General features: G+C 65.4%; 15 protein-coding genes and 1 tRNA gene. 8 read left to right on the top strand and 8 right to left on the bottom strand.

Going from position 1 to position 18,098, the window contains the following annotated elements; all coding sequences use genetic code 11:
* Positions 1 to 20 precede the first annotated feature (20 nt).
* The 4 genes from QUS11_07815 to QUS11_07800 all read left to right on the top strand — a co-directional run bounded on the left by QUS11_07815 (position 21) and on the right by QUS11_07800 (position 6,099).
* A complete protein-coding gene (locus tag QUS11_07815) occupies positions 21 to 1,154 on the top strand; it encodes a GWxTD domain-containing protein (protein ID MDM7993203.1) in 1,134 nt (377 codons plus the stop codon).
* Positions 1,141 to 2,454: a GWxTD domain-containing protein gene (locus QUS11_07810; GenBank protein MDM7993202.1), complete on the top strand. Its 1,314-nt coding sequence runs from the start codon at positions 1,141 to 1,143 to the stop codon at positions 2,452 to 2,454. The genes QUS11_07815 and QUS11_07810 overlap by 14 nt, the downstream gene beginning before the upstream one ends.
* A 101-nt stretch (positions 2,455 to 2,555) precedes the next feature.
* Complete coding sequence (locus QUS11_07805) at positions 2,556 to 5,012, top strand: FlgD immunoglobulin-like domain containing protein (GenBank protein ID MDM7993201.1); 2,457 nt, start codon at positions 2,556 to 2,558, stop codon at positions 5,010 to 5,012.
* A gap of 13 nt (positions 5,013 to 5,025) precedes the next feature.
* Complete coding sequence (locus QUS11_07800; GenBank protein ID MDM7993200.1) at positions 5,026 to 6,099, top strand: hypothetical protein; 1,074 nt, start codon at positions 5,026 to 5,028, stop codon at positions 6,097 to 6,099.
* Between the two features lie 758 nt (positions 6,100 to 6,857).
* Here the strand turns inward: QUS11_07800 and QUS11_07795 are convergent.
* The 3 genes from QUS11_07795 to QUS11_07785 are packed head-to-tail and all read right to left on the bottom strand — an operon-like array spanning position 6,858 to position 9,930.
* Complete coding sequence (locus QUS11_07795; protein ID MDM7993199.1) at positions 6,858 to 7,793, bottom strand: hypothetical protein; 936 nt, start codon at positions 7,791 to 7,793, stop codon at positions 6,858 to 6,860.
* A 14-nt stretch (positions 7,794 to 7,807) separates the two neighbouring features.
* Positions 7,808 to 9,118 carry a UDP-N-acetylglucosamine 1-carboxyvinyltransferase gene (murA, locus tag QUS11_07790; protein MDM7993198.1) on the bottom strand — a complete coding sequence of 437 codons (1,311 nt, stop codon included), beginning with the start codon at positions 9,116 to 9,118 and terminating at the stop codon, positions 7,808 to 7,810.
* Positions 9,115 to 9,930: a 3'-5' exonuclease gene (locus QUS11_07785; protein MDM7993197.1), complete on the bottom strand. Its 816-nt coding sequence runs from the start codon at positions 9,928 to 9,930 to the stop codon at positions 9,115 to 9,117. The genes murA and QUS11_07785 overlap by 4 nt, the downstream gene beginning before the upstream one ends.
* Before the next feature lie 142 nt (positions 9,931 to 10,072).
* Here QUS11_07785 and QUS11_07780 point away from each other — a divergent pair, with 142 nt between their 5' ends.
* Positions 10,073 to 11,770: a hypothetical protein gene (locus tag QUS11_07780; protein ID MDM7993196.1), complete on the top strand. Its 1,698-nt coding sequence runs from the start codon at positions 10,073 to 10,075 to the stop codon at positions 11,768 to 11,770.
* A 117-nt stretch (positions 11,771 to 11,887) separates the two neighbouring features.
* On the opposite strand, the gene pth is transcribed toward QUS11_07780, so the two are convergent.
* The 5 genes from pth to QUS11_07755 all read right to left on the bottom strand — a co-directional run bounded on the left by pth (position 11,888) and on the right by QUS11_07755 (position 14,998).
* Positions 11,888 to 12,472: an aminoacyl-tRNA hydrolase gene (gene pth, locus QUS11_07775; protein MDM7993195.1), complete on the bottom strand. Its 585-nt coding sequence runs from the start codon at positions 12,470 to 12,472 to the stop codon at positions 11,888 to 11,890.
* A 12-nt stretch (positions 12,473 to 12,484) separates the two neighbouring features.
* Positions 12,485 to 13,129 (bottom strand): 50S ribosomal protein L25, encoded by a 645-nt coding sequence (locus QUS11_07770; protein MDM7993194.1) that lies wholly within the window; start codon positions 13,127 to 13,129, stop codon positions 12,485 to 12,487.
* A gap of 31 nt (positions 13,130 to 13,160) precedes the next feature.
* A tRNA-Gln gene (locus QUS11_07765) sits at positions 13,161 to 13,236 on the bottom strand.
* A complete protein-coding gene (gene ispE, locus QUS11_07760; protein MDM7993193.1) occupies positions 13,215 to 14,096 on the bottom strand; it encodes a 4-(cytidine 5'-diphospho)-2-C-methyl-D-erythritol kinase in 882 nt (293 codons plus the stop codon). Before ispE ends, QUS11_07765 begins: the two co-directional genes overlap by 22 nt.
* Entirely contained in the window at positions 14,093 to 14,998 is a 906-nt protein-coding gene (locus QUS11_07755; GenBank protein ID MDM7993192.1) for a decaprenyl-phosphate phosphoribosyltransferase, read from the bottom strand. Before QUS11_07755 ends, ispE begins: the two co-directional genes overlap by 4 nt.
* Before the next feature lie 92 nt (positions 14,999 to 15,090).
* Here QUS11_07755 and QUS11_07750 point away from each other — a divergent pair, with 92 nt between their 5' ends.
* Genes QUS11_07750 through rsmI form a run of 3 tightly spaced genes read left to right on the top strand, consistent with a single transcriptional unit; the run spans position 15,091 to position 18,084 of the window.
* Positions 15,091 to 17,157 carry a Na/Pi cotransporter family protein gene (locus QUS11_07750; GenBank protein ID MDM7993191.1) on the top strand — a complete coding sequence of 689 codons (2,067 nt, stop codon included), beginning with the start codon at positions 15,091 to 15,093 and terminating at the stop codon, positions 17,155 to 17,157.
* Positions 17,157 to 17,378 (top strand): DUF3006 domain-containing protein, encoded by a 222-nt coding sequence (locus tag QUS11_07745; GenBank protein ID MDM7993190.1) that lies wholly within the window; start codon positions 17,157 to 17,159, stop codon positions 17,376 to 17,378. The genes QUS11_07750 and QUS11_07745 overlap by 1 nt, the downstream gene beginning before the upstream one ends.
* On the top strand, positions 17,365 to 18,084 hold the full coding sequence (gene rsmI / locus QUS11_07740; protein ID MDM7993189.1) for a 16S rRNA (cytidine(1402)-2'-O)-methyltransferase: 720 nt from the start codon (positions 17,365 to 17,367) through the stop codon (positions 18,082 to 18,084). The genes QUS11_07745 and rsmI overlap by 14 nt, the downstream gene beginning before the upstream one ends.
* Positions 18,085 to 18,098 lie beyond the last annotated feature (14 nt).

Here is an 18,098-nt window from a genome sequence, read left to right as displayed (position 1 = left end):
GCAGGGCGGAAGGTCCTGAGATGACTGTACCGGCACTCATCCTCCTCGCGGCAACCGGCCTCCAGCTCGGCTGGACGGTAGAGCCCGCCACGGCCTCGGAGCCCGGCTCGATCAGGGTCAGCGCCCTGCTCGAGGAGGGGGATCTCGTCTTCGTCTTCGGTGAAGGGCCGGAAACCGCCACCTTCGAGACGGTAGCGACCCTCGAGGGTGACGGTGAGGGCTTCGCCAGGAGCGGGGGCACGGTGGTCCGGTCCGATCTCCCGTTCATCCAGGAGCTCGTCCTCGAGGATGTCGAGTCCGGTGGATACCGCCTGTCGCTCATGGTCCGCGACCTCGAATCGGGTCGCGTCACGATGCGCGAGGCGACCCTGGACGTCCCGGTGAGAACGGCGGAGAGCTGGTCCTCCTCGATGATACGGCTGACCGGCGGGCGCGAGCGCATCGCAGGCTCGGTCGACATCGCATGGCAAGCCTTCCCTCCTGCCGGATCGGAACCGGACGTCCCGGTCACCGCGGCGTACGCCCTGAGATATCTCTCCGGAGAAACCCTGCAGGAGGGATGGCTCCGGGATTCCGGCGGCGTCTTCACCGCCACGATCCCGCTGCAGTCCGTCCATTCCGGTGACTACGAGCTCATCGTGGCGGCGCTCCTGGACTCCACGGTCCAGACATCGTCGGCCCTTCTGCTCGGAGTCGAGGAGGACTGGGACATCTGGGGGAGGAACGCCTCCATGACAGCCGACCTGGTGAGGCCGATCGCCGACCCATCCCTCCTCGACGAGATCGAGGATGTGGATTCTGAAGCCGGCAGGATGGCCGTCATGTCGGAGTTCTGGAAGGCGCTCGACCCCACCCCGATGACGGAGCGGAACGAGTACCGGGAACTGTATCTCGAGAGACTCGATACGATAATGGAACGCTTCTCCAGGTCGGCCACCCCGGGCATAGAGACGGACATGGGTCTGGTCTACGCCCTTCTCGGAGAGCCCGACATCCTGGAGGACATGCCGTTCGAAACCGCCGACACTCCCTACCAGGTCTGGACCTACTTCACACCGCCCATCACGGTGGTCTTCGCCGACCAGTACGGAATCGGCATGTACGAACTCGTCACCTCATGGCCCGAGATCAGGAGGGCGTATGAGAGGATCTGACCTGTCGGCGGTCCTGCTCGCCGCGGCGGTGTGCTCCGCCGGATCGGGGCTCGCCACGACATCCGAGGGTGATCTGGGCTTCAGCATCGACACGGCCCTGTTCCGCCTCGTCGATTCAGACTCGCTCCTCCTCGAGGTGTACGAGAGCGTCCCGGTCGACCAGTTCGCGAACACCGAAGGCCTGGCAACCTTCCAGACGGACGTGGTGCTGATGTCCGCGGAGGGTGACACGGTCGCGGTTCAGCAGTGGATATCGGAGACGGAATGGACCGAGGGCCGCGAGATCGTGAACTCCACGGTCATGGCCGTAGGGCCGGGGGATCATTCCCTCCTCGTCACCATCACCGATCTCGGAAATGGCAGGAGGGGAGCCGCGGCCAGGTCCGTTGCCGGCCTGGATGCGGGGGCCCTGAGCGAGATGGAGGTCGCGAACACCGTGATGCCCGCGGCCGAGGAATCCCAGAATCCGCTCCGCAAGGGCGGTCTGCTTGTCTTCCCGGCTGCCGACGGCAGGTTCGACCTGCCCGGAGAGCACAGGGCCTTCATCTACTCCGAGATCTACGGCATGGGCGGAGTTTCGGTGCTCAGGCAGAGCCGCTTCACGGATGCCTCGGGCGCCCTGCTGTTCGCCCGCCCCTGGGATCTCGTGCAGATCCCCGAGGGTGTGGAGGCGGTCGGTCTGATCGACAGCCTCGACCTATCGGGCGCACGGGTCTCCGGTCTCCACTATATCGAAACAGCCGTCATCGCAGGCGGGGACACCCTCATCGCGCGCAAGCCCGTCATGGTGCTGCGCCAGACCGCGGCTGCCGTGGCTGAAATCGACCCGGCCGCCACCGGAGATGCAGTCTCCTTCCTGCGGCAGTTCACTCTTATCCTGTCATCCGGTGAAAGGGCGGTATTCGATGGTCTCGACGGAGACGATGCGAGAGCCGCCTACTACGGTCAGTACTGGGCATCGAGACCTTCCGCCGAGAGGGCGGACTTCGAGGCCCGGTGCAGGGAGGCGGAGTCCTTCGCCTCCGTGTTCAGAGAGGGATGGAGGACCGACAGGGGAAGGGTCTACATCAAGTTCGGGAGGCCCGACGAGATCGAGCGCATGCCGATCCAGGTCGACATGCTCCCCTACGAGATCTGGACCTTCACCAGCCAGGGAACCGAGACGTTCGTGTTCGTCGACAACGACGGCACGGGCAACTTCACCCAGCTCTACTCCACGGTTCCCGGAGAGGTCAGCTACTCCAACTGGGAGAACATGCTGTCCCCCGTAGGCGCCGGCACGACTGGAGATACGGAATGAGGCAAGTATCAGGTGGAACGACATCCGGGCGCCTGGGGGGCGCCGGGAGGATGCTATCCGGCAGCGGCGACATGCTGCCGCTCGTCAGGAGGAGGTTGAGTATGAGAGCAAGGACGGGATCCCGCCTGGCAGGCCTTCTGTCTACCGCGGCGGTGCTCCTGTTGCCGGCCATGGGCATCGGTACCGCAGACGCTCTGGATGTCGGGGAGGTCGTTCAGCTCCTCGTCCCCGACGTGTCCCAGTTCCCGGGCGATCCGGAAACCATGGACTTCATCTGCGTCGCAGAGACCGAGCACGCCTACTGGCTGGTCCAGGACTCGACGTACCTCGGTACCAATCCAGACACGCCCGATCCCGACCTTGTCTGGGGCGGATTCATCACCCAGACCGAGATCGACAGCCTGACGGCCCAGTTCGAGGGCGAGGGCGTCGACGTGTACGGGACGGTGACCTCCCTGCTGGGATCCGTTCCCGATACCGACGGGGATCCCAAGATCTGGATAGTCTTCGCCGACTTCCCCGACTACTACCAGAACCAGAGCGCTCCATCGACCCGCGTCGGCAGGATGGCCTACGTCAATCCCGCGGACATCGATGGTTCCGGCGCCTTCAACAACCATGACATCTTCTACATCAGCGCCGGGAACTACGACATAAACCAGGGCGTGGCCTCCAAGCTGCGCACGTGGCACATCGCCAACGGCCTTGCGATGCTGATCCGCACCGGCGTCCGGACCGACGAGGACCTGTGGGTCAGCAGGGGTCTCGGATGCATAGCCCAGTACGAGTGCTACGGCCTGACCTACACAGCCATCGGTGCATCCAAGTTCGGCATCGAGGGTGCTGTGAGGAACTTCGAATACGCCGCCCCCATCGAGCTCCCGAACGCCTTCTCCGGCGTGAAGGCCCTCGACTTCATCAGGAACCAGGGGCAGGAGTTCCTCTGGTTCATGTACCTCAGGCAGCGCGTGGCGGACGACATCTGCTACGACATCGCCCAGGCCGACACCACGGGCATGCAGGCGGTCGCCCGCGCGATCGATCCGGCCGTGCCCGACAGCGTGGCCTTCGAGCAGCTCATATACCCCATCTATGAAGACTGGTTGATCACCAACGTGGTCAACCATCTCCGCAGCGACTACGAGGGCGGGATCTACAGGTACGACTTCCTCGAAGGCAGCGCGTACCAGTTCTCGCACTCCTCGCAGACGGCGGCCTTCGTGGGGCAGTTCGCCGGATATCCCTTCGACGACTTCATCGGGGAATTCTCGATAGCAGCGCCGATCTTCGCTGCCCAGTACGCCAAGTTCATCCCCGACTACTCGGCCTACCCGACCGTCTACTTCAACGGCATGTACTGCGACGGCACGGGTTCCGGCCCGGCGATCGACGGCAGGTGGGTGGGCTACCTCATCCGCACCGGCGCCGACTCCACCCTGATCTCGGTCGAACAGGTGGAGCTGACCACGGAGAACCTGTACTCCAACACGTTCGACCTCGGTGGAGGCGGAGACAACTTCCTGGTCGTGACCAACAACAACCCCGGCGGCCAGTCCGAACTCAAGTTCGTTCTCTCCCAGGACACCGCCGACAGGGGAGTCCTGATCGCCTTCTTCCAGAATCTCGTGAACCCCCAGCAGATCGACATCTATACCACCCCCTACTACACCGCCACTAACTTGCCCGAGGGGTTCGACTGGTGGGGCCCGATCCTCCAGATCTCCCACATAGTCGACTCCACGCCGGACAGCACGGCCGTGATCGACATGACGGCCTTCGCCGGCACCCTCTGGAACAAGAGGTTCGCGGCCTGGGCCGAGGGTGACTACCAGGTCACGATGGGCGGATACGACTCACTCGGCCGCGCCATCGAGGCCACCAGAACCCTCTCCGTCGGCTATGTCGAATCCTCCGGCCTCGTGGTGGACATCACCGAGGCCAGGGTCGACATCGAGCCCGGCGCCATGGCTCCCGGCTCCTGCGTGATGCTGGCCGAGGCGGACGAACTCTCGATCTCCATGGCTTCCGGCACCCCGGTCGAAGCCCTGGTGACGGCCATGGATGGCATCATCGAGGGGCCAGTGATGGTGGGCGACGTCGACGGGACCATCTCGTTCCCCGCGTCGGGCACCAGGGGCTCGGTCTACCGCTGGACGGACGGCGCCTGGGCGCCGGTCGACAGCTACCATCAGGGCGACAGGATGAACGCCCCGATAAGCGAGGGCGGCATCTACGTGTACGGGACGGCTCCGGGCGTAGTCTCCCCCGAGCTGCCCACGGCACTGACCCTCGCGGGCACCTATCCCAACCCCTTCAGCTCCGAGGCAGTGATCAGCTTCAGCCTCCCGACGGCCGGGAACGCCTCCCTGAGGGTCTACGACATGTCCGGCAGGATCATCCGCACGATAGCGGACGGCGAGATGGCCGCAGCGGCCCATTCGCTCGTCTGGGACGGCAGGGATGACTCCGGCAACACCGTGGCAGCGGGCGTCTACTTCTGCAGGCTCGAGTCCTCCGGACAGAGCGCGGTGCAGAAGATGCTCCGCATAGCAGAGTAGTAGGAGGGAGAACATGAAGATACTGAGATCGCTGGTTCTCCCGGCCGCGTTCAGCCTCGCCCTCTTTGCGGGCTGCAACCCCGAGAACCCCGACCTGCCAGATCCCAAGCTCCCTGCAGGGTACTGCCAGGACGGCTGGGACGCCTACGAGGCCGGTGACTACGAGCTGGCCCTGGAGAACTTCCAGGCAGCCATAGATCTGGACGTCACCTACCCCGAGGGCTATCTCGGCGCCGGCTGGGCGATGATCCACATGGCCGACTACTGGCTGATAGCCGACAACTACTTCTACATGGCGATCCAGCAGGATGCCGGTTTCGCGCCCCTGGTCGAGAGAAACGAGATGCTCGTCCAGGACACCATGTGGACGGTCTTCGAGTGCCTCGACCCGCAGCTCCCGCCCGAGGTCCTCGATCCGATCCTCGAGCAGCTCGGTACGATGGGGCCGGAATGGGTCGGTGAAGAGATCTACGACATCGTCACCGCCGACGGCCAACCCGACATCCCCTACAGGTTCCACACCGACTACGAGATCCCAGTCGCACTCCTCTCCGCCACGAACAACTTCTCCCTGCAGCCGTGCGATGTGGACAGCATCGTCCCCGACGGTGAGGGCGGCACCTGGGTCTACCTCAACGGCAACTACCGCGGCGTCAAGATCAGTGACGAGGTGACGATCCCGACCTGGATCTGCGCCGACAACGAGGTGGTCTACGACTACTCGGCGTACGAGCCCTCCGAGCTCTCGCAGGACTCGTACGACGCACTCGCGGGCTGGATCATGCTGCAGCACGCAAGGGGCAGCAACGGAAGCGCCCTTACGGCGAATGCAGCAGTCTGGGTCCTCGACCGGGAGCTCGACACCTACACGTTCGGTGCCGGCACCTATCGCGAGGGGCTCGAGGACATCAACCTGGTACAGCTCAAGGGCATGGCCGCGGCAACCTCCTTCAACGAGAAGATCTACCCCTTCGCGTGGTTCGACTGCACCAGCGAGGGCTACGGTCTCCAGTTGAACAGGTTCGCCCCCGAGTTCCTGTTCCAGCTCGTACAGGTCATCGAGTCGATGATCGTCTTCGAGGGCTAGCGCCAGCAGCCAGGCCCGGTTCACACCGGGCCTGGCTCCGGCCGCCCTGCCATCGTTCCCTGAGGGGGCTCCCCGCGGAGCCCCCTCCCCCTTCCCCCCCTCGAGAACGCGTTTAGCACATCGATTACGCGCAGCGGAATCGATGCGTAGTCCGCAGCATGGTTCCCGAAGGGAACCTGCGAGAGGACGTGCCGGATCCGCCTCCGCGGATCCGGGCCTTCGCCTGCGGCATCCTGCCGCAGCATCATCGGCTCGAGGGAGTATTGACAGCCTTCGGCAGGTTCTGAGGAAGTTCGCTCCGGGCCTTCTCGCTGCCCGCCGTGCGGGATGTCTTTCGAAGTACTCCGAGATCCTCTCGCGGCTTGCCATGCATTTTATCCCGAAGGGTGGCAAGCCACTGTCGGATCAGCTTATCTCCGACGACTCAGAGATAAGCGTGTCAGGCCCTTCATTTCCGCTGACGCGGAAATGAAGGCGTCGCCAGCATGTTTGCGCAGCAAACTGCGAGAGACCATGAACGCTAGCTATTACGTTCGTATTCCTGCCGGCTCCCCTTGTGGGAGCCCGCAGGAGTGTTCGCTTCGGGCCTTCTCGCTGCCCGCCGTGCAGGATGTCTTTCGAAGTACGCCGAGATCCTCTCGCGGCTTGCCATGCATTTATCCCGAAGAGTGGCAAGCCACTGTCGGATCAGCTTATCTCCGACGACTCAGAGATAAGCGTGTCAGGCCCTTCATTTCCGCTGACGCGGAAATGAGCGTCTAGCGGGGGGTGGTGATCCAGAAGACGTCCATGCTCTCGCCGGGGTCCCTGCGGTCGGAGCTGAATACAATCCAGTCGCCGGTGGGGTTCCAGGCGGGGTAGACGTCCATCGCCTCGTCCTCGGTCACCTGTATCAGGTTCCCCGATGACAGCTCTCCGATCCAGATCTCGTAGTTCCCGGTGCTGTCGGACGAGAACGTGAACCACCCGTCGCCCTGGCCCCAGCAGGGATGGATCGCGTCGGAAGGGCCGCCGACCACCTCGTGCGCGTCGGAGCCGTCCGGGCGGATCGCCCAGATGTCGCCCTGGCCCGCCTCGTTCCTCTGGAAGAGGATCCAGTCACCCTCGGGAGAGTAGGAAGGCCTTAGGCAGTCGACACCTTCCGGCGTGTAGAGGGGAACGGGCGCGACGCTGTCCAGCGCGGATCTCCACAGTCCCCATGAACCGCCATCGAGAGTGGCCCAGATCATGCTGTCGGCGTCGGGATTCCATGATGGGTGCCTGTGCTCGAGGCTGTCGTAGAGCACGAGATGGACCTCGTACAGGTTGCCCTGCATCCATCTGATCTCGGTGGATCCGTCGTCGTGCGAGGCGGTGTAGATGATCTTCCCGACCTCCTCGCCGAGAGTGTCGGACCAGCACCCGTTGGGCCCGTTCGACTCGTCGAAGTCGGTGAAGGTGCGGAGGGAGGGGTCGTCGCCGTAGTTGTAGCCGTAGATGTTCGGGTCTCCGGCGTAGTCGGAGCAGAACAGGAGGATGTTCCCGCCCCTGTTGAAGGCCAGGGCCGTGTCCGAGAAGGGGGCCGGGGAGCCTATGTAGTATTCGGCTCCATCGGGCCAGGGTTCGAACCCTTCGGGGTTGTCCCCGCAGGAGACCGCGAAGACGGACATGGATGCCAGCAATGACAGAGTGGTGAATCGAGCGGTTCTCCCCATGGTGATGTCCCCCGTCACGCCGGAGGCCCGGCCTCGATGGACGCACCGAGCGCCCGGAGCCTCTCGACGAGGTTTTCGTATCCCCTCTCTATCTGATGCACATTCCTTATCAGGCTGCGCCCCTCGGCGCACAGCGCCGCGGTGAGCAGGGCCATGCCGGCTCTTATATCCGGGCTCGAGACATCCGTTCCCCTGAGCCTGGAAGGTCCGGCGACCACTACACGGTGAGGATCGCAGAGAATGATCGAGGCTCCCATCGCCACGAGCTTGTCCACGAAGAAGAGCCTGCTCTCGAACATCTTCTCGAAGATCAGCACGGTTCCGCGCGACTGGGTGGCCGTGACGACCGCAGTGCTCGTCAGGTCGGGCGAGAAGCCGGGCCACGGGGCGTCGTACACCGTGGGGATCGCGCCGCCCCTGTCGGAAACGATCTCCAGGCCGTGACTCCCGTCGACGACGACGTCTCCTCCGTCGAAAGAGATCTCCACACCGAGCTTCCCCAGCCCGTTCATCGTGGGTTCGACGATCGAAGGATCGACTCCGCGTATCCTGACACCCTTCCCGCAGCAGGCCGAGAGGCCGATGAAGCTGCCGACCTCGATGTGGTCGGGCGCCACCCTGTGGGATGCCCCTCCGAGGAGGCCGCCGCGGCCCCTCACCACCAGCCGGTTCGTCCCCGCCCCCTCGATCGACGCGCCCATGGACGTCAGCAGAAGGGCGAGGTCCTGAACGTTGGGCTCGCACGCCGCGTTGTAGACCACCGTGGTTCCGGACACCGCCGAAGCGGCCATCATCACGTTCTCGGTGGCCGTCACCGAGGGCTCGTCCAGCAGCATCGCCGTCCCCCGGAGCGAGCGCCCCTCGAACCGGTAGGAGCCTCCATCGATGGCCACCTCTGCACCGAGGGCCTCGAGCGAGATGAAGTGCGAGTCGAGCCTCCTGCGCCCGATCACGTCACCTCCGGGAGGAGGGAGCGCGAGCCTCCCGCACCGGGCGAGCAGCGGCCCGGCCAGCAGTATGGATGCCCTGATGGACCTGGCCTTGTCGAAGTCGAGCCTGTCGGGATCCACCGAGGAGGCGGTAAGGGTCACCGAACGCCCCGGCCTGTCCTCCTCGACGGAGACGCCGAGGCCAGCCAGGAGCTCGAGCATCGCATGGACGTCGCGTATGGACGGCAGGTTCTCGAACCGGACGGGTTCGTCGGTCAGCAGGCATGCCGCGAGCTCCGGCAGGGCAGCGTTCTTGCTGCCCGAAGGCACGAGCGTGCCCGAGAGCCCGGCCGGCCCTTCGACGAGCCAGGAATCCTGCGGGAGGGGCCCCTTCACTTGCCCTTCCTGTCCGGGCCCAGCTTGCGGAGGAGGGTGTGGTAGAGGTCGGGATAGTCCTTCGGAACCCACATCTGCGACAGGAGCCAGGTGACGTACTGCGGGTCCTGCACCACTATGTCCTCGACGAGGCTGCCGCGGTACTTGCCGAAGCTGAACACGAGCACCTCGAGAGGCGACCTGGCGAAGGCGGCAAGCTCATCCCACGTGCTGACGGTCAGGAGACCGCCGTCCCGTGCGAAGTGGACGAGCCTGCGCACCAGGTGCGCGTCGAAGAGCGCCCTGTGCGGATCGCCCTCGAGGCCTTCCCCCAGCCCGAACCTGTAGCGCAGGACCTGGAGGGCGTGGGATGGGATGTCGGGCCAGAGATGCCTGGCCAGGCGCAGCGAATCCACCGTGTTCCCGTCGTCGAAGCGCCGGAATACGGAAGGCATCTGCCTGGCAAGTATGGTCAGGTCGAAAGGCGAGTTGTGGGCGCACACGATCGAGGCCCTCGCGGCGAATGACGCGATTCCGCTCTCGATCTCGCCGGCGGTGGGAGCTCCTGCCACCATCGCATCGGTGATGTGGTGGACGGCGGAGGCCTCCGGCGGGATCCTGTCCGAGGGTCTGACGAGCGAGTGGAACTCGGGAGTCTCGTCCGAAACCTGCCTCAACCCACTGTAAGAGACAAGCACGGCTCCGATTTCACATATTTCCGCCGTGGAGGGATCGGCGCCGGTGGTTTCGGTGTCGAGGAACAGCACCCCCGTAGTACCCCCGGCGGACGGAGGGGGCTCGTTCTGTGAGAAGAGGTCAAGGTCGCCGAACATGGGTCTATTCTATACCTGACTCGTCCCTGTGACAAACCGGCGCCCTGTGATGAAGACTCCCGCCCCGGCCCCGGTACGGTGATGTTCCGGCTGCCGAGGCCCTGTGTGCGATGAGTTTCGGTTCTCTCACCTGGAGGGTAGCATGAGGAGAGTGCTGGCAGTCGCGACCCTGCTGATCCTTGCCGCATCCTGCGGCGTGAAGGAGGATGCGTCGCCCCTGGACGTCCTCCCGGAGAGCGCGTTCGTCATGTGCGCCATTGCCGATCCCGCCGCCGTCGTCACTACGATCGACGACTACATCGAGCAGGGCGTTCCCCTGGCAGGCCCCGACCTGATCGCCAAGCAGATCTACGAGGGCGCCGGCATAACGCACCTCGACTCCCTGACGGCGATGACGGGCATGGATGTGCACGGGACCGTCGTGTTCTACGCCAGCGGGATCAACCCGCAGACCATCGGCGGGGCCATCGCCGCCCCCGACCCGGAGACCTTCTGGGCGAAGACCACCGAATGGGGCGCGGGATGGACCGACGTCGAAGCCATCGACGGGGTTCCCGTAAAGACATTCACCGACGGCGACATGACGGTGTTCGTCGCGACCTACAGGGGTCTCGCCCTGTTCGCCGGCTCCCGCAGCGAGATCTCGACGATGATGGACAGGATCGAGGGCCGTGTTCCCGGCGCGACCCTGACGGTGGCCCCCTCCACGGCGTGGATGAAGATGGACGTCTCGATGGTGGGCCCGATGGCGTCCGGCCAGCTCAACATGTATAGATCGCAGATACTGGGCGGCCTCGAGACCGAGATGACCGGCGCCCCGATGGAAGCCATGATGTCGAACATGGTCGTGCTCTACCTCGACGCCATCGACCTGTTCCTCCTCGAGACGAAGGACCTCGAGTACACCGTTACCTTCGGCCCCGAGAACATAGACGTCAACTGCCTGACCACCTTCGTCCCCGGCTCCAGCCTGGCCGGGCTGCTCGCGCCTGTCGAGGCGGTCGATCTTCTGCCCCTGCTGCCCGCCGGTGACGTGGGGGCTTCGAGGGTCTCGATGCCCCCCGAGGTCACGCGCGCGGCCATGTCCGCGATATTGACGGCCCTGGGCGGCGAGGTGAACCAGGAGTACGTCGACTTCACCGCCCAGCTCTCGGCGAACACCGCCTTCGCGATGTACAGCGACGGGTTCATGCACTTCACCGCCGCCTACGACATGCCCGAGGGAGCCGACATGGAGGACGTCGCCGGCTGGGTCGGCTACTCGCTCGACTTCAGCATGCAGATGATGCAGGGGATGCCCGGCCTCTCCTTCACGGCCCCGCGCGACACCGTCATCGACGGCATCACCTACCTCACCTACGGCACGTCCGTCGATCCCGCCGCGATGGAGCATCTCGAAGCCGGAACCGCACCGGTCGCCACCGGAACGGCAGAGCCCATGGAGTTCACGGTCTGGATGGCGCAGTGCGGCGATGCACTCGTGATGGAGATGGCTCCCGAACCCGGCCTTCTGGCCGGGATAGCCGGGGGCACCTTCGCAGGGGAGACCCAGGCCGCCGACGCCTACTTCTCCGCGGCCGGCTCCGACAAGGAAGTGGTCTTCGGGCTGGATTTCCCGGCCTACATGACCCTGATCGCGGACATGATGGGCGACGAGGCAGGCTTCGACTCCGAAGCGCTGTCGGGCTCCTCCGCCTGGATGTACTACACGGTCGACCTGACCGACCAGGGGGTCGTCTGCACGTCCACGGTCGACGGCAGCGACCTGGCCGAGATGATCGGCATGATGGCCACATCGGCCGGCGCGATGGCCGGCGGGGCGGGTGCCGTTCAGCAGTAGACCGCGGTTCCGATACGAGAAAGGGGAGGGGCCGCCCTGCGGCCCCTCCTTCCTCCTGGAACTGCGCGGAGGAGAACACGCCCTCTCGCAGATTCGCTTCACGAACCTGCTGACGGGCTACATATCAGTTCCGCTGCGTGGAACTGAAGAGTTGAAGATGTCCTGGGCCGCCTCGATGCCTTCATCGAAGGCCTTCATGACGCAGTCTGCGGCCCTGTGGGCCATGAGCGAGGCCTCCTCCTCCTGGCTGCGGGGCACCTTCGACAGGACGTAGTCGGCCAGGTCCACCCCTTCGGGAGCCTGCCCGATGCCCAGCCTGAGCCTCGCGAAGGAGTCGGTCCCCAGGCACGAGATGATGTTCGACAGCCCCTTGTGCCCCCCGGCCGAGCCCCCCTTCCGGAGGCGGAGCCTGCCGAGGGGCAGGCTGGTCTCGTCGCAGACCACCAGGAGATCGTCGGGCGTGAGGTCGTGGATCCTTAGGAGGGCGGCCGCCGCGCGGCCGCTCTCGTTCATGAAGGTCATGGGCTTGGCGAGTTCGAGCCCGCAGGGCAGCCTCGCCGCCGAGAAAAGGCCGGCGTTCTTCATGGAGACGCCGGCTTCCGCCGCCAGCACGTCGGCGGTCCAGAAGCCGGCGTTATGCCAGGTGAGCGAGTATGCGGGCCCGGGATTGCCCAGACAGAGGACAAGCCGCGGTCCGAGCACGCCGGTACCCCGTCAGTCCTTCTTCTTCTTCTCGTCCTCGGGCGCGGGGGCGGCTGAAGCGGCCTCCTCCGCAGGGGCCTCCTCCTCGGCAGGCTTGGCCTTCTCCACCGTGGGCGGCACCACGTGGGCGACGGGCAGGTCCAGCGTCGTGTCGACCCTGACGCCCTCGGGGAGGACGAGGTCGCTGACGTGCAGCGAATCGCCTATGTCGAGGTCGGAGACGTCGACGCTGATCTTCGACGGGATCGATGAAGCCTTGACCTTGATCTGCAGCTCGTGCATGAGCTGGTCGAAGACGCCGCCGAAGAGCAGGCCCTTGGGTGTGCCCTCGAAGTGCAGGGGTACCCTGACCTCGACGACCTGATCCATGGAGACGCGGTAGAAGTCGATGTGGAGAGGCTTGTCGGTCAGCCTGTCCCACTGGACCTCCTTGATGATCGCCGTGGTCTTCGCGCCCCTGGCGTCGACCAGGGCCACCATCCCGGAGGACGAAAAGCCGATCTTCTTCATGAACTCGAAAGCGTCGAGAGTGACGAGGGCCTCGCTCCCGCCGCCGTAGACGACACCGGGGAGGTCGCCCCTCCTGCGCATCCTGCGGGCCTCGGCCGAGCCGGCCGCCGCCCTGTCCGTGAACGAGAGCTCGATGATACCAGGCATTACTATAACCCCTTCCTCTCCGGGATAACGGTGGCTGGGGCGGGAGGACTCGAACCTCCAACAACAGGATCCAAAGTCCTGTGTCCTACCAGTTGGACGACACCCCAGCGGAACCTGTCGCCCTGCACACATGCCTCGCGTATCGCCTCGGGATGCTCGCCCCCAGCGATTCGGCCTCGCATGCCGTCCTGAAGAGGGCGTAGAAGCAGGATCCCGATCCGGACAGCCCCCAGGTGGACGCACACACGTCGAGCCTGGCGGCCGTCTCGGCCATGACCGGAGAGCGCTCCGCGAGGAGCGGCAGGAAGTCGTTGCAGAGGCTTACAGGGAAAGGTCTACCCTCATGCCATGCAAGTTCCGGGTGCGGAAGATCGTACATCGGCAGGCGCATCGTCAAGCCGGCGTGTTTCAGGTCCCAGTCGGCGTAAGCCCCGGCGGTGGAGGAGGGGATGCCCGGGTCGACTATCACGGCCCAGAAGTCGCCCGTCCGGATCGGGCTGATCCTGTCGCCCCTCCCCGTGACCACGGCGGCTCCGCCGCGCAGGAAGAACGGGACGTCGCTGCCGAGGGACAGCGCTATGGAGCCGATGCCTGGATCCATCCCGGTGAGCTCGCGGAGGAGCCTGAGCGTGCAGGCCGCGTCGCTGCTCCCCCCGCCGAGCCCCCCTCCCGCGGGGATCCTCTTCCTGATCCGGATCGCCGCTCCGTACGGAAGCCCGGCCCTCTCGATGAACGCCGAGGCGGCCCTGCAGGCGAGGTTCGTCGCATCGGCCGGCACCCGCCCGTCGCCGCCCGCCACCTCGATGGCGATCCCGGGGGAATCCGTAAGGCCGACCTCGATCGCGTCGGCGAGGGATACGGTGTGGAAGACGCTCCTGATTTCGTGGTAGCCGTCGTCCCTGCGGCCCAGGATCCTCAGGCCGAGGTTGATCTTGGCCTCCGCCGCCCCGGAGATGCAGCCGGTCACTGCACCGGTGCGGGGAAGAGCCTGAGGACGGCGATGACGGTGCCGAACCAGAGCAGGATGTTGAGGATGAGGGGCGGATCGGCCAGGAGCGTCTTCTCGGGGCTGCCGCCCATCCCCTTCATGTGGACGAGGTAGAGGTACCGGAATATCCCGAAGGCCACGAACGGCACCGTCATCCAGAGGTTCGGAGACACCTGCGCGGCCGTCCGCTCGCTGACCGTGTAGATGGCGTAGCACATCAGGCTGGACGCGGTGGAGATGCCGATCATCTCATCGAGCAGGTGGGCCGTGTACTCGCGGAGGATGGCCCTGTGCCCCCCTGCCGAGTCGCCGAGGGAGACCACCTCGGCCCTCCGCTTCGAGAAGGCGAGGAACACCGCCACGAAGAAAGTGCACAGCAGGAGCCAGGGCGAGATGGATATCCCGAATCCGGCATCGACGGCCAGCTCCACGCCTGCCAGGGCCCGCAGCACGAACCCCATGGCTATCAGGAGGCAGTCCAGGATGGGCACGTGCTTCAGCCGGAAGGAGTAGAGCATCTGCATGGCGAAGTAGGCGGTGCACACGGTGGCGAAGCCCGGCGAGAGGAGCCACGAGACGGCGAGGACGCCCGCGGAGAGCACGGCTCCTGCACCGAGCGCGATGCCCGCGCCCAGCCTCCCCGAGGCCACGGGACGGGACTTCTTCTCCGGATGGAGCATGTCCCTCCTGCGGTCCGCCACGTCGTTGAACAGGTAGACGGAGCCGGCGAGGAGGGAGAATGCCAGGGCGCCCAGGGCGGTCGCCGCGAATGCCTCGAGGCTCCAGAGGCGCGCAAAGATGATCCCCGCGAAGAGGAACACGTTCTTCAGCCAGGCCCTTGGCCTCAGGCTCTCGAGCAGGGCGAGGCCCCCGTCTGTCAATCCGCTTCCCATGCATGGAAACTATCTCTCCGGGACCTTTCGCGCAAGACGGGCATGGCGGGCCGGCCGGGCCGGAGGTATAATCTGGCGTCATGATCACTGGCCTGATGCTGATCCTCCTCCTGATCGGCGCCGGCAGCCCTGCACAACCATCCGGGATCCTCGTCGAGACGACGGGCGGAGAGCAGACCGGATCGGTGGGCAGGCTTCTGGATGAGCCCCTCGTCGTCCTTCTGTCCGACTCCGTCAGCGGAATTCCTCTCGTGGACGTTCCCGTGGTCTTCTCCATCGAACCGGGCTCAGGCAGCCTGATCCCCGTCGACGGACATCCCAGCACGTCCATCCTGACCGACTCCTCCTCGGGCGACGTCTACCAGCTGATGGTGGAGACCGATTCCGGCGGTACCGCATTCACCGGCCTGCGCCTCCCTGCGTCTTCGGGCGACGTGCTGACCGTGGCGGAGATCTCCCTCCACGGCACGTGCATCTCGACCGTGCGCTTCGAATCTGTTGCGATCGACCTCAGAACCATCATCTTCGAGATGGTCGGGGGCCTCGCCCTCTTCCTGTTCGGCATGAAGCTGATGTCGGAAGGGCTCATGCGGGTGGCGGGCAACAGGATGAGGACCATCCTGAGCCGGATCACGAGCAACCGTGTTATGGGCCTGCTCGCCGGGGCCCTCGTGACCGCGATCATCCAGAGTTCGAGCGCCACCACTGTCATCCTCGTGAGCTTCGTGAACACCGGGCTGATGACGCTGCAGCAGGCCGTGGGAGTGATCCTGGGCGCCAACATAGGCACCACGATGACTGGTCAGCTCATCGCGTTCAAGATCACCGAGTACGCCTACCCCGGCATCGCCCTGGGCCTCCTGATGAGCTTCCTCGGCCGCAGCAGCACCGTGCGCTTCTGGGGCAGGGTGACGATCGGCCTCGGACTGCTGCTGCTGGGCATGAACGTGATGAAGGGGTCCCTGGAGCCGCTGCAGAACAGCCTGCCGGTCCGCAACTTCTTCACCACCTTCAGTTCGTCGCCCTTCCTAGGCATCCTGGCCGGGACGCTCGTCACCTGCATCATCCAGAGTTCGAGCGCCACGGTTGGCCTGACCATGACTCTGGCCGGGACCGGTCTCATATCGCTCCAGGGCGCGGTATACCTCGTGCTGGGCGACAACATCGGCACGACGATCACGGCCCAGCTCGCCGCCATCGGCACCAACAGGTCCGCCAGGAGGGCCGCCATGGCGCATTCCCTGTTCAACCTGATAGGTGCGATCTATTTCGGCCTGCTGCTCGTGCGCCCCGACAGCTTCTACATGCGCGTGGTCGAGGGTTCGAGCGCGGATCCCCTCAGGCAAGTTGCGAACGCGCACTCCCTCTTCAACATCTTCAACGCAGCGCTGTTCCTGCCGCTGGTCCCGCTGCTGACGAGGCTCAGCAAGCTGCTGGTGCCCGGGGAGGATCCGATATCCTCCGACCAGACCGACGTGAAGCTCAGCGACAAGCTGCTCGACACGCCCGTGCTGGCCGTAGACGAGATAAACCGGACCGTGGTGCGCATGGCCGACTACACCAGGAGCACGGTCACCCGGTCGTTCGAGCACTTCTTCGAGGGAAGGCCGAAGGCAGACGAGATACTCACGATGGAGAGCCGCGTCGACGAGATGCAGAGCACCATTACCATCTATGCGACCAAGCTCTTCAGCCGCGACCTCTCCGACGAGCTGTCCCTCCGGCTGCCGGTGCTCCTGCACAGCATCAACGACCTCGAGAGGATCTCCGACAACGCCGTGAACGTGGTGGAGACCCGCGAGAGGATCGAGGGCAAGCTCCAGAGCGTCGATCCATCCCTGCTCGAGTCCGCCAGGAACGCATCGGAGACAGTTGCCGGGATGCTCGACAGGATAGTGGAGGCGCTGGACAGGATGGACACCCGCGCCGCGGGCGAGGTCCTGGCTCTGGAGGAGAAGCTGAACGGCATAGACGAGCAATGCAGGGCCGAGTACACGAGCTCGCTCTGCGGCCCGCGCCCGGACGGCCTTGCCGGCCTTGCGGTGCACGACTTCGTCAACTACTGCGAGAGGATGGGCGACCATCTCACGAACATCGCCCAGTCCGTGATCGGCGGGGGCGTCTGGCACAGCGAGGAGGAGAACTGATGGCCTTCCACATGACCCTCGACCGGATCGAGGAGGGCCTCGCGGTGCTTCTGGACGACTCCGGCCGGCGCCTGCTAGTGCCAACGTCGGAGATCCCTTCGGAATGCCGCGAGGGCACGGTCCTCCTCGTCTGCTTCGAACACGACCCGGTCGAGACCGAGGCCAGGCGCGCGCGCATCCGCGCCACCAGACAGAGGCTCGAGAACCGTGGCGGCGGCTGACCCCGGATCACCCGGCCCGGCCGCGCCGGGTTCACTCGTCCTGGTCGCGACCCCGATAGGCAACATGTCCGACATGTCCCCGCGCGCGACCGCCGCCCTGGCGAAGGCCGACCTCGTCCTGGCCGAGGACACGAGGCGTTCGGGGAGGCTCGTCGAAGGCAGGGGCCGCCTCCTGAGCTACAACGACTTCAACGCCGTCGACAGGCTGCCTCTCATCGCCGCGAGGCTCGAGGCCGGCGACAGGATCGCCCTGGTCACCGACGCCGGCATGCCGGGCATCTCCGATCCCTGCTTCAGGGCCGTGAGGCTCGCGGTGGAGCTGGGGGCGAGGGTGGAGGTCGTTCCCGGGCCTTCCGCCGCCCTCACAGCGCTGGTAGCCTCTGCTCTGCCCGTCGATCGCTTCCTCTTCGAGGGATTCCTCCCCCGCAAGCCCGGCCCGAGGAAGGCACGGCTGCTCGAGATCTCGACCCTCCCGCACACCCTGATAGCCTTCGTGGGGCCCCACCACGTCTCGAAGGTACTGGCCGACATCCTCGAGGTGATGGGGGACAGGCAGGCCTGCATGGCGCGCGAGATGACCAAGCTTCACGAGGAGTACGCAAGGGGCAGCGTATCCGAACTCCTGCGCATCACATCGGCGAAGCCCCCGAAGGGCGAGGTCACCCTCGTGGTGGCCGGATCGAGGCCTCGGCCAGTGTCTGATTGACGGCCCGGCGGGCC

The organism is Candidatus Fermentibacter sp. (assembly GCA_030373045.1).
In the GTDB taxonomy this organism is placed as follows: domain Bacteria; phylum Fermentibacterota; class Fermentibacteria; order Fermentibacterales; family Fermentibacteraceae; genus Fermentibacter.
Note: the sequence above shows the minus strand (reverse complement) of the source record. Positions and strands in the feature narration are given on the sequence as shown.

Coding starts and splice junctions, on each gene's coding strand:
- QUS11_07815 (MDM7993203.1), top strand. CDS start 21: ATGACTGTACCGGCACTCATCCTCCTCGCGGCAACCGGCCTCCAGCTC.
- QUS11_07810 (MDM7993202.1), top strand. CDS start 1,141: ATGAGAGGATCTGACCTGTCGGCGGTCCTGCTCGCCGCGGCGGTGTGC.
- QUS11_07805 (MDM7993201.1), top strand. CDS start 2,556: ATGAGAGCAAGGACGGGATCCCGCCTGGCAGGCCTTCTGTCTACCGCG.
- QUS11_07800 (MDM7993200.1), top strand. CDS start 5,026: ATGAAGATACTGAGATCGCTGGTTCTCCCGGCCGCGTTCAGCCTCGCC.
- QUS11_07795 (MDM7993199.1), bottom strand. CDS start 7,793: ATGGGGAGAACCGCTCGATTCACCACTCTGTCATTGCTGGCATCCATG.
- QUS11_07785 (MDM7993197.1), bottom strand. CDS start 9,930: ATGTTCGGCGACCTTGACCTCTTCTCACAGAACGAGCCCCCTCCGTCC.
- QUS11_07780 (MDM7993196.1), top strand. CDS start 10,073: ATGAGGAGAGTGCTGGCAGTCGCGACCCTGCTGATCCTTGCCGCATCC.
- QUS11_07770 (MDM7993194.1), bottom strand. CDS start 13,129: ATGCCTGGTATCATCGAGCTCTCGTTCACGGACAGGGCGGCGGCCGGC.
- QUS11_07750 (MDM7993191.1), top strand. CDS start 15,091: ATGATCACTGGCCTGATGCTGATCCTCCTCCTGATCGGCGCCGGCAGC.
- QUS11_07745 (MDM7993190.1), top strand. CDS start 17,157: ATGGCCTTCCACATGACCCTCGACCGGATCGAGGAGGGCCTCGCGGTG.